Here is a 10,655-nt window from a genome sequence, read left to right on the forward strand (position 1 = left end):
GAGTTAGTGCCCGCTCGGCGACCGAGGGTCCGCCGGGGATCGTCCCCAGGATGGGACTAGAGGGACCAGCAGACAGCACTAGTGGTCCCCCTGGCGTGCCCGACAGGAAGACGGGTGCTCGGTCATAGTCAGCGGGCCGCAGTTGCCGGAAGGCAGCGCTGCCCAGGGTGAGTTCCTGGCCGATAGAGGCAACAGCCCGCGAGAACCGGTCGACTACCATCGCAACGTCTCGCCCGGTCAACGATGTGCGACTCCCGGCGACCGTGAGCGACACTTCGGACGCCGTAGACAGGCGAAAACCGTGCGGGGCGAGACGGTTGAAGACCGTAAGGAGGCCGCCAGCGCTGAGGGCTGCTAGGGCATCGCCTTCGCGAGCATCCGTCCATGCGTCGCCGACCATGCGGCGAAGGTCCGCTACGTCAGTCATGACTCGCAACCTCGATCTCGATGAACCCCTTGGTCACGCCTTCAAGTACCACCCCGTCGACGCCAAGCACGGCAGCCCATGCGTGACGGTAACCGGTCTTCGTTCCGCGGTCGATGAGGTGAGCATCCACTAGGGCACTGACAGCCCAGCGCTCCTCGGTGCCACCGCCAGGTGGTGGATACGAGTAGATGACTTTCGACAGCGAGAGAACGGTGTGCGCTAGGCCGCTCCGCGCTGCCTGCAGCGCGAGGCCTCGGTCTTCCGGCTCGTAGGCGAGCCACGCCGTGTCGGTGGGCTCACCTGTGCTGATGAAGCCACCGCTCAGCCACGCCGTACCGGCGCCGAAGATCGTGGGAGCCATGCCGATCCAGGCTGTGACCCCGTCGAAGACGGCTTGCCGTAGCCGGGGGTTCGAGCCGGCGTTCTGTACGAAGGCGTGGTGCACGTCGCTGAGCGACGCGCGGTGGATGCCGGGCGGGAGGAGTCCGGTTGGGAGATGCGCAGGGATTCCGGTGCTCACGCTGGCTCGTTGCCCCCCTGGTTTTAGTCCGCCTCGCCCGTCGCGGTGTTCGGCGGGTTGCCGGGTTCGCCTCGCCGGGCGGCGAGGTCGTCCCTGTCGCTCGTGAGCGCATCGGCAACGCGCTCGGTGTGCTGCAGGTCGGGGGCGCCGCCGGCAGGGGTACCGTCGGCGGCGCTCGCGTGCTCGTCAATCCATGACTGTGGGATGTCGCTCGGCCTCGCCGCGTTGATCGAGATGTTCACGGCGAGGGAGTTGCCCGTGATCTTGGCGTGAGCGATCGCGGTGACGCCGTGCTCTTCGAGCGTCGTCAGGAGGGGCGTGTACTCCTGGCCCTTTGCGGCTGAGAGGTGGCCGACGTGTGATCCGTTGACGTAGACCTCGACCACTTCCTTGACGCTGCGGGCGCCTTGCACGGTGCCGCGACGCAGGGCGACCCAGAGCGGGGCCTCCTGTTGGGTGACGAGGGGCGCGAGGACGTCCAGGTGCAGCTCCTCGCCGGTAACCTGGAAGGTTGTCCCGGGGGGAAGTTCGGCGGTGCGTCCGGTGGGCTTGGGGTTGATCGGATAGATCAGGTGGGGCTCGGCGAGGTCGAGCGTGATGCGAGACCGCCAGGTGCCGCTGTCGTTGCGGGCCCAGAGCCGTGCTGTCGTGAGCGGAGCGAGCCCAGCGAGGATCATCCGCTGCAGGACGTCCGCATATCGAGCCGCGTCCTCGCGCGGCAGGTAGCCGACAGCTTTGCCGTCGATGTCGACGCGCACGGCGTTGCGGTCGTAGGGGTTGCCTGGTTCGGGTACGAGCACGGCCTCGGCAGCCGTCTCGCCGCCGGAGCGTCCTCCGTGCGCGCGGAACACGTCACGCACGGCGTCGCGGCGGTGGTTCTCTCCAACGATCTCCTGGTTCGGCCAACCGGTCTGCCCCCAGAGGTCGAAGCCCTTGAGGGTTATGTCCTTCCCGGTCGGCCAACCCGCGGGCAACGGAGCTGCAGATCTCTCGCGAGGTGCGGGTGCCGCCCGGCTGACGGCGTTGGGTGCTTTGACCGGCGTGGTCTGAGCTGTGCTTGCGGTGGGACGCCTTGGGGCCTCGTCGGCGGACGTGCCCGCTGCAAGAGTCTTCACCCCGACTGCGGCGAGCCATAGCGCGCCCACCAGGAAGGCGAGGATGCCGAGTACGGCCAGCCCGGCGGCATTCGCTACGGTCCCAACCACCGTCGAGATGGCGCCGGCGGCCATGAGTAGGGCGGGCCGCTTGGGGCGTGGCTGCGATGCTGATCGACTCTTGCTCACCCGATCCTCCGGGAGCGTCGCGCGCGGCCGTGCCAGGCGGTGATGATGCCGAGGGTGACGCCGAGCTCGCGGGCGAGGATACCGGGGTGGCGGCCGACTGTCCGCTCGGCGAGGGCGTAGTCGTAGTCGCTGATGAGGAGCTCGGTTGCGTGCTCGTCTGCCAGGCGCTCCTGGCGGGCGTGCTGGACGGGCTCGTCGGTTCGCACGTGGCTGTAGTGCGCGTGCCCGAGCTCGTGAGCGAGAGTCGCGCTCTGCACCGTCAGGGAGAGCTGAGGGTTGAGGAGGGCGAGGCTGCTCGAGTGGTACTCGCCGTGTCGCCGTCCGAGCGGGCGCCAGGCGACCCGGACGCCCCGCTGTGCGGCGATCTTGAGCATGTCTTCCACCGGCGCCCCCTTACGGCTCGGTCTGCTGGGCCTCGACCTCTTCGTCTGGGTCTGCCCTTTCTTCGGCATCGGACGCCGCTGGGTTGAGCGTGATGAGATGCTCGACGTCGTCATCGAGGTCGAAGACGGTGTTGCGCGGTGGGGAGGGATTCAGCCCCCACCGCGGCGTCGGCGCAGGCGGGAGCGGACCGCTTCGCCGCCTCGCGTACCGGCTGACTCATCCGCCCTTCGGGCGGCTCGCGCCGGGTGAAACCGTCACCCGTGAGCCTGGTGCGGCGGGTGAATGCTGCCGGAACGCGCGCGCATTGCGGGCATAGGTGCTCATTCTGGACATATGGCAGACGAGACCGACCCTCGTGTGGACGTGACCGACGCGGACATCCTCGCCGCGAAGCGTGCCTGGCTGTCGGCCTGCGACCGCGGGCTCGACCCCTCACGCACCGCTCGCCTGCGCGACTCCTACCGCTGGCTGGTGAGCGCGCAGGCGCAGCAGATCGCCGAGCAGTTCCGTGAGACCTACCGGCGCCGCCGGGGCGACGGCGGCCGCTCGGCGTCGTCCCCGGACGCGGACGACGACGTACGGCCGCTTCGTGGCAGCGACCCCCGTACCGGGTGATCTTCGCTCGGACCACCCGGCCGGCGGTTGGCGGTGCGGGACCCGCCCAGTACAACTGGGCGGATGTCCTGGTCGTGGGCGCGTGAGGGCGCGCCCCACCCGAACCCGAGGGGGTGACACGTGCACGAGCTGGCCCTGTGCCGTCTCGGGACGAAGTCGGGTGAGGTCGAGGGGCACGTGCGGGCCTTCGAGGGCGACCTGCTCGTGCTCGAGGTCGACGAGCTGCCCACGGGGCGGGAGATCGGCGACGCCGCCACGGTGACGGTGCTGGACCCTGTCCGGGGGCGCTGCCCCTACGTCGGCCTGCTCGGCGGCATGGTCGACGACGAGGTGCGGGTCGTCGTGCTCGAGCGCGGCGAGCCGAACCAGCGTCGCTCGGCCGCGCGGGCGTTCTACCGCGTGAGCGCGCTCGGCAAGCTCGAGACGCCGGACGGCACGCAGGCGCTGCCGGTCACGGTCGTCGACGTCAGCGCGTCGGGGGTGCGGTTCGTGACGCGACGCCTGCTGCACCGCGGCGACGTCGTGCGGTTCCCCATGCCCGTCGACGACGGGTCGGTCGACCTCGTGGCCCGGGTGCTGCGCGTCGAGGAGGGGCAGCACGAGTGGCGCTACGGCTGCGAGCTGCTCGACCTGGACGACCGGACGCGGGAGCGGCTGTTCCGGCTCGTGCTGAGCCTGCACCGCGCGTGGGCGCGCGAGCGCGCCGCGCGGCAGTGACCGCTCAGCCGGCTCTCGCGGCGGCGTCGACGCAAGCCCGGTCGGGTCGCCGCGGGGGATACACCCAGGTGACGAGCACGACCGAGATGATCATCAGCAGGAACCATGACACGAGCTTGGCGCCGCCCACGACGTGCCAGCCGGCCTCCTGCGACGGGTAGAGCCATGCCCCGGCGAACGTCGCCACGTTCTCGGCGAGCCAGATGAACGACGCCACCAGGCCGAACGCGAGCAGCAGCGGCATCCGCAGGCGCGCGGCGTGGACCCGGAAGTGCATGACGCACGGCCCGAAGACGACCACGACGGCGGCGAGCAGCACCCACCGGGCGTCGGCGACCCAGTGGTGCGTGAAGAAGTTGGCGTAGATCCCTCCCGCCACGACCGCCGTGACCCAGCGCCGCGGGTAGCGGTCGAAACGCAGCTCGAAGATGCGGAACACGCGCACGAGGTACGAGCCGACGGCGCCGTACATGAACCCCGAGAACAGGGGCACCGCGCCGACGCGCAGCACGCCCTCGGTGGCGTAGGACCACGACCCGACGTCGGTCTTGAAGACCTCCATGGCCGTCCCGACGACGTGGAACAGCAGCACGACACGCATCTCGCGGACCGTCTCGAGGCGTGTCGCGAGCATGCCGACCTGCAGCGCGAGGGCGGCGAGCGTCAGCGCGTCGTTGCGCGCGAGCCACGCGCCGTCGGGGTACCAGAACCGCGCCGCGAGGAGCAGTGCGAGCAGGAGGGCGCCGAACAGGCACGCCCAGCCCTGCTTGAGCGTGAAGACCACGAGCTCGACGAACCACGTGCGGGCGCGTCGGCCCTGCAGGTGCAGCAGACGGTGACGTGCCCACGCGTCGATGCGCTCCTCGACGACCGTGAGCTCGCGCGCACCGGGCCGGGGGAGGCGGAGTCGCAGGTCGTGCAGCACGTGACCATCCCAGCGCGCGACGCCCGCCCGCGGGTGCGGACGGGCGTCGGGTCGACGGGGGGACCTGTGCAGATCCTGTGACGCGCGCCGTCGCGCGTCACCGGGTGCGTCGTCAGCGCGAGCTGCGCGGACGGAACCGCTGCACCATCGGGCAGTCGAAGGGGTCGCGCGCGGCGAGACCCACGCGGTTGAGGTACTGCACCACCAGGAGGTACGAGCGCGCGAGCGACGTCTCGGTGTACGGCATGCCGACGCGCGCGCAGTGCTCCTGCACGATGCGGCGGGCGCGTGCCAGGTGGGGGCGCGCCATGCTCGGGAACAGGTGGTGCTCGATCTGCGCGTCGAGGCCGCCCATGAGCGTCGTCACCCACGCGCCGCCGCGGATGTTGCGCGACGTGAGGACCTGCTTGGACAGGAAGTCGAGGCGGCTCTCGGCGGGGATGACCGCCATGCCCTTGTGGTTCGGCGCGAACGACGCGCCCATGTAGACGCCGAACACCGCGAGCTGCACGGCGAGGAACGCGGCGGCCATGCCGAGCGGCAGCGCCCACACGACCAGCGCGACGTAGACGCTCAGCCGCAGTCCGATCGTCAGGAGCTCGAGGTTGCGCGCGCGCGTCGACGGCGACGCGATCAGGCTGCGGATCGCGAGCACGTGCAGGTTGACGCCCTCGAGCGTGAGGAGCGGGAAGAACAGCCAGCCCTGGCGGCGCGTCAGCGCACCCATGAACCCGCTCTGCTGCGCGGCGTCCTGCTCGACGAACGAGATCGTGTCCCGCTCGATGTCCGGGTCCTTGCCGATCCGGTTCGGGTTGGCGTGGTGCCGCGTGTGCTTCGTCATCCACCACGAGTGGCTGATGCCGACGACGCCGTTGGCGAGGATCCGCCCCAGCCGGTCGTTGGCCGGGCCCGTCAGCATGACCTGGCGGTGCGACGCCTCGTGCGCGACGAACGCGAACTGCGTCAGCACGATCCCCAGGCCGGCGGCGACCGCGAGCTGCCACCACGAGTGGCCGATCAGCACGAACGCGGTCACGAGCCCGCCGAGCGCCACGGTGAGGCCGGCGACGAGCCAGGCGTAGAAGCCGAGCGTCCGCTCGAGCAGACCGGCCTCACGCACCTCCGCCAGCAGCTCGTGGTAGCTGCCGGTGGCGGCAGCCTGTCGCGGGCGGGTGGGCGCGGTGGGTACGGGTGCAGGAGCCACATGACCTCCAGGGCTCGACGTCGACTTCCCAGCCGTGGAGTGAGCAGGTGCTCGTCTTCCGGATGTCGCCCACCCTACGGGACCGTAGGTTGCGTGTCTCCGTCCGGGGCGCGTCGATCTCGTGGAGGTGCCGCGTCGCCCTCGCGCACGACGTCGAGCCGCTGCCGCTCCTGCTCGGCCACGAGGTGCGTGACGTTCGGCTGGAAGATCTCGACGAAGTCGCCCATCATCCCGCCGCCACCCGCGATGCCGCCGCCGTCGGCGTCACGTCCGGAGCGGACGCTGATCCGCCAGCGGTCGAACCACCCGTGCGCGACGGCCCGGTCGAGCGCGACGAGCACGACGACCGCCGTCACGACGACCACGACCCAGCCGGGCACGTCAGCGACGCCTCGCGGCCAGGTGCGCTGCTCCGACGATGCCGGCCGCGTTGCGCAGCCCCGCGGGCACGATGGGCGTGCGCAGGTCGAGCAGCGGCAGGAACTGGTCGTGCTTCTTGCTGACGCCGCCGCCCACGACGATGAGGTCGGGCCAGAACAGGTTCTCGACCACGCCGAAGTAGCGCTGCAGCCGCGTGGCCCACTGCTCGAACGTGAGGTCCTCCCGGTCGCGCGCCGCGTCGGACGCGCGCGACTCGGCGTCGTGGCCGTCGATCTCGAGGTGCCCGAGCTCGGTGTTGGGCACGAGCACGCCGTCGACGACGAGCGCCGAGCCGATGCCCGTGCCGAGCGTGACGACCAGCACGACGCCCGGGACGTCCTTGGCGGCGCCGTGGACGACCTCGGCGTACCCGGCGGCGTCGGCGTCGTTCACGGCCACGACGCGCCGCCCCGTCGCCGCGCCGATCGTCTTCTCGACGTCGGTGCCGATCCAGGAGTCGTCGACGTTCGCGGCGGACTGCGCGACGCCGTGCAGGATCACGGCCGGGAACGTCACGCCGATCGGCACGTCCTTGTCGAGCGAGAACGAGTCGACGACCTCGGCCACCGTCTCCGCGACCGCCTGCGGTGTCGCCGGCTGCGGTGTCGGGATGCGGACGCGGTCGGCCGCGAACTGCCCGGTGCCCAGGTCGACCGGCGCACCCTTGATGCCGGACCCTCCGATGTCGACGCCGAAGGCCGTCACGACCTCGTCGCCGTGCTTGTGCTTGCCCGTGTGCTCGTCCTTGCTCATGGCAGCGTCAGGACCTCCGCCCCGGTGTCGGTGACCAGCAGGGTGTGCTCGAACTGCGCCGACCGGCTGCGGTCGGCCGTGACGACGGTCCAGCCGTCGTCCCACATCTCCCAGTCCGCGGTGCCCAGGTCGAGCATGGGCTCGATCGTGAAGACCATCCCGGGCTCGATCACGGTGTCGTGCGCGGGTGCGGCGTCGTAGTGCGGCACGACGAGCCCCGTGTGGAACGCGGGTCCGACGCCGTGGCCGGTGAACTCACGCACGACGCCGTACCCGAACCGCGCCGCGTACCGCTCGATCACGCGGCCGATGACGTTGATCTCCCGGCCCGGACGGACGGCCTTGATGCCGCGTTCCAGGGCCTCGCGCGTGCGCTCGACGAGCAGGCGCGAGTCCTCGTCGACGTCGCCCGCGAGGAACGTCGCGTTGGTGTCGCCGTGCACGCCGCCCACGTACGCGGTGACGTCGACGTTCACGATGTCGCCGTCCTCGACGACCGTCGAGTCGGGGATGCCGTGGCAGATCACCTCGTTGAGCGACGTGCACAGCGACTTGGGGAACCCGCGGTAGCCCAGGGTCGAGGGGTACGCGTCGTGGTCCAGGAGGAACGCGTGGCCGATCGCGTCGAGCTCGTCGGTGGTCACGCCGGGAACGACGTGCCTGCCGACCTCGGCGAGCGCCTGAGCGGCGATCCGCGCCGCGACCCGCACGCGCTCGATCGTCTCCGCGTCGAGCACGTCCGACCCGCTCCAGGGCGCGGGCATCGGCCTGTCGACGTACTCGGGGCGGGCGATGTGCGCCGGGACGCCGCGTCGTGGCCCGACACGACCGGGGACGAGGGCGGTGCGCGAGTGGACCGGCGGCATGGCTGGCAGTCTACGTAGCGGCGGTGCCGCCCGGCCCGTCGGGACGGGAGGTGCCCTGGTGGCCGAGTTCTACTTCAACACCCGGACGCACGAGGTCGAGGAGGGTCCGCGCAGCGACTGGTCGCACCGCATGGGCCCGTACGCCACGCGTGAGGAGGCCTCGCGCGCCCTCGAGACGGCGCGCGAGCGGACGAAGGCGTGGGACGAGGAGGACCGGCGGGAGGCCGAGGAGGACGCCTGAGCGTCACCCTCGGCCCCGCGGACCTCACGCGTCGAACGAGTGCGACGCGTCGGGGAAGGCGCCGCCGCGGACCTCGTCCGCGAAGCCCCGCGCGGCGGCGCTCAGCGCCGCCCCGACCTCGCCGAACCGCTTGGCGAACCGCGGCGACCAGTCGCCCATGCCCGCCATGTCGACCCACACGAGCACCTGCCCGTCGCAGTCCGGTCCCGCGCCGATCCCGATCGTCGGGATGCGCACGACCTCGGTGATCCGGGCGGCGACCGGTGCGGGCACCATCTCGAGCACGACGGCCACGGCACCGGCCTCGGTGACCGCGACGGCGTCGTCGCTGATCTCCTCGGCCGCCTGCCCGCGGCCCTGCACGCGCGGCCCGCCGAGCGCGTTCTCCGACTGCGGCGTGTAGCCGAGGTGCGCCACGACCGGGATGCCGGCGGCCGTGAGCGCGCGGATCTGCGGGACCGACCGCTGCCCGCCCTCGAGCTTCACCGCGGCGACGCCGGTCTCCTTCATGACCCGCACCGCGCTCGCGAGCGCCTGCTCCGGACCGGCCTCGTACGTGCCGAACGGCAGGTCGGCGACGACGAACGCGCGTCGCGCGGCACCGGCGACCGCGCGCGCCGCGACGACGATCTCGTCGAGCGTGACGGGCAGCGTCGTGGCGTGCCCGTGCATCGTGTTCCCGATCGAGTCGCCGACCAGCAGCATGTCGATGCCGGCCTCGTCGAACAGGCGCGCGGTGAGCGCGTCGTAGGCGGTGAGCATGGTCAGGCGCTCACCACGGTCCTTGGCGGCCTGCAGGTGGTGCACCCGCACGCGGCGCGGTGCCGGGACGTCACTGGTCGACATGCCGCGAGCCTAGCCGCGACCTCGTGGCGCGGTCTGTGACGGCGCGCACGGCCCGGCGCCGCGCCGCGCGCGAGACGCACCACTCGCGAGGCCCGGTCATCAGGCAGGATGTGCGCATGGACAGGCAGCAGGAGTTCGTCCTCCGGACCGTCGAGGAGCGGGACATCCGCTTCATCCGTCTGTGGTTCACGGACGTGCTGGGGATGCTCAAGTCGGTCGCGGTCGCGCCCGCCGAGCTCGAGCAGGCGTTCAGCGAGGGCATCGGCTTCGACGGCAGCTCGATCGAGGGCCTCACGCGCGTGTACGAGGCCGACATGATCGCCCGGCCCGACCCGTCGACGTTCCAGATCCTGCCGTGGCGGGGTGAGCGGCACGGCACGGCACGCATGTTCTGCGACCTGCTGACGCCCGACGGACAGCCCTCGCTCGCCGACTCGCGCTACGTGCTCAAGCGTGCGCTCGACCGGGCGAGCGAGCGCGGCTTCACGTTCTACACGCACCCCGAGGTCGAGTTCTACCTGTTCGACGCGCCCGCCGACCCGTCGCGCCCGCTCGTCCCGGTGGACCAGGGGGGCTACTTCGACCACGTGCCGCGCGGCACCGCGCACGACTTCCGGCGCGCCGCGATCACGATGCTCGAGTCGATGGGGATCTCGGTCGAGTTCTCGCACCACGAGGCCGGCCCGGGCCAGAACGAGATCGACCTGCGGTACGCCGACGCGCTGACCACGGCCGACAACATCATGACGTTCCGCACGGTGGTGAAGGAGGTCGCGCTCGAGCAGGGCGTCTTCGCGTCCTTCATGCCCAAGCCCCTGGCCGACCAGCCGGGCTCGGGGATGCACACCCACCTGTCGCTGTTCGAGGACGACCGCAACGCGTTCCACGAGCCGGGGGCACCCCTCGAGCTGTCGAAGGTCGCGCGCTCGTTCATCGCGGGCCTGCTCACCCACGCCGCCGAGATCACGGCCGTGACGAACCAGTTCGTCAACTCCTACAAGCGGCTGTGGGGCGGAGCCGAGGCGCCGAGCTTCATCTGCTGGGGCCACAACAACCGCTCCGCGCTGGTGCGCGTGCCGATGTACAAGCCCGGCAAGGGCAACTCGAGCCGCGTCGAGTACCGCGCGGTGGACTCCGCGACGAACCCGTACCTCGCGTTCGCGGTGCTGCTCGCGGCCGGCCTGAAGGGCATCGAGGAGGGCTACGAGCTGCCCGAGGGCGCCGACGACGACGTGTGGGAGCTCACCGACGCCGAGCGCAAGGCGCTGGGCATCGAGCCGCTGCCGACGTCGCTCGAGGCCGCGATCGCGGTCATGGAGCGCTCCGAGCTCGTCGCCGAGACGCTGGGCGAGCACGTGTTCGACTACTTCCTGCGCAACAAGCGTCAGGAGTGGGCCGAGTACCGCGCGCAGGTCACGCCGTACGAGCTGCAGCGGTTCCTGCCGCTCGTCTGA

Annotated in this window: 13 protein-coding genes; 4 read left to right on the forward strand and 9 right to left on the reverse strand. The window is 71.3% G+C overall.

Features of this window, described 5'->3' with window-relative positions; genetic code table 11:
* Positions 1–419: 419 nt before the first annotated feature.
* The 3 genes from ATM99_RS07905 to ATM99_RS07915 are packed head-to-tail and all read right to left on the reverse strand — an operon-like array spanning position 420 to position 2,604.
* Positions 420–947: a hypothetical protein gene (locus ATM99_RS07905; protein ID WP_062102365.1), complete on the reverse strand. Its 528-nt coding sequence runs from the start codon at positions 945–947 to the stop codon at positions 420–422.
* A 23-nt stretch (positions 948–970) separates the two neighbouring features.
* Entirely contained in the window at positions 971–2,176 is a 1,206-nt protein-coding gene (locus ATM99_RS07910) for an HIRAN domain-containing protein (protein ID WP_150118203.1), read from the reverse strand.
* A gap of 50 nt (positions 2,177–2,226) precedes the next feature.
* Complete coding sequence (locus ATM99_RS07915) at positions 2,227–2,604, reverse strand: ImmA/IrrE family metallo-endopeptidase (RefSeq protein ID WP_223304893.1); 378 nt, start codon at positions 2,602–2,604, stop codon at positions 2,227–2,229.
* A gap of 343 nt (positions 2,605–2,947) precedes the next feature.
* Here ATM99_RS07915 and ATM99_RS07920 point away from each other — a divergent pair, with 343 nt between their 5' ends.
* Positions 2,948–3,229 carry a hypothetical protein gene (locus ATM99_RS07920; protein ID WP_150118204.1) on the forward strand — a complete coding sequence of 94 codons (282 nt, stop codon included), beginning with the start codon at positions 2,948–2,950 and terminating at the stop codon, positions 3,227–3,229.
* Between the two features lie 120 nt (positions 3,230–3,349).
* Positions 3,350–3,946: a PilZ domain-containing protein gene (locus ATM99_RS07925; RefSeq protein WP_062102369.1), complete on the forward strand. Its 597-nt coding sequence runs from the start codon at positions 3,350–3,352 to the stop codon at positions 3,944–3,946.
* Between the two features lie 4 nt (positions 3,947–3,950).
* On the opposite strand, the gene ATM99_RS07930 is transcribed toward ATM99_RS07925, so the two are convergent.
* From ATM99_RS07930 to map, 5 genes are all read right to left on the reverse strand, one after another.
* Entirely contained in the window at positions 3,951–4,871 is a 921-nt protein-coding gene (locus ATM99_RS07930; protein ID WP_369798030.1) for a DUF817 domain-containing protein, read from the reverse strand.
* 112 nt (positions 4,872–4,983) lie between these two features.
* A complete protein-coding gene (locus tag ATM99_RS07935; RefSeq protein WP_062102370.1) occupies positions 4,984–6,075 on the reverse strand; it encodes an acyl-CoA desaturase in 1,092 nt (363 codons plus the stop codon).
* A 74-nt stretch (positions 6,076–6,149) separates the two neighbouring features.
* The gene (locus ATM99_RS07940) at positions 6,150–6,455 is read right to left on the reverse strand and encodes a DUF6191 domain-containing protein (RefSeq protein WP_223304884.1); all 306 of its coding nucleotides are present in this window, start codon (positions 6,453–6,455) and stop codon (positions 6,150–6,152) included.
* A 1-nt stretch (position 6,456) separates the two neighbouring features.
* The gene (ppgK, locus tag ATM99_RS07945; RefSeq protein ID WP_062102371.1) at positions 6,457–7,248 is read right to left on the reverse strand and encodes a polyphosphate--glucose phosphotransferase; all 792 of its coding nucleotides are present in this window, start codon (positions 7,246–7,248) and stop codon (positions 6,457–6,459) included.
* On the reverse strand, positions 7,245–8,114 hold the full coding sequence (map, locus tag ATM99_RS07950) for a type I methionyl aminopeptidase (RefSeq protein WP_062102372.1): 870 nt from the start codon (positions 8,112–8,114) through the stop codon (positions 7,245–7,247). Before map ends, ppgK begins: the two co-directional genes overlap by 4 nt.
* Positions 8,115–8,172: 58 nt before the next feature.
* Here map and ATM99_RS07955 point away from each other — a divergent pair, with 58 nt between their 5' ends.
* Positions 8,173–8,355, forward strand: a complete 183-nt coding sequence (locus ATM99_RS07955) for a hypothetical protein (RefSeq protein WP_062102373.1) — start codon at positions 8,173–8,175, stop codon at positions 8,353–8,355.
* Between the two features lie 24 nt (positions 8,356–8,379).
* On the opposite strand, the gene panB is transcribed toward ATM99_RS07955, so the two are convergent.
* Positions 8,380–9,201, reverse strand: coding sequence for a 3-methyl-2-oxobutanoate hydroxymethyltransferase (gene panB, locus ATM99_RS07960; RefSeq protein WP_062102374.1), 822 nt, complete (start codon positions 9,199–9,201; stop codon positions 8,380–8,382).
* 116 nt (positions 9,202–9,317) lie between these two features.
* On the opposite strand from panB, the gene ATM99_RS07965 reads away from it, so the two are divergent.
* Complete coding sequence (locus ATM99_RS07965; protein WP_062102375.1) at positions 9,318–10,655, forward strand: glutamine synthetase family protein; 1,338 nt, start codon at positions 9,318–9,320, stop codon at positions 10,653–10,655.

The organism is Cellulomonas sp. B6, from assembly GCF_001462455.1.
In the GTDB taxonomy this organism is placed as follows: domain Bacteria; phylum Actinomycetota; class Actinomycetes; order Actinomycetales; family Cellulomonadaceae; genus Cellulomonas.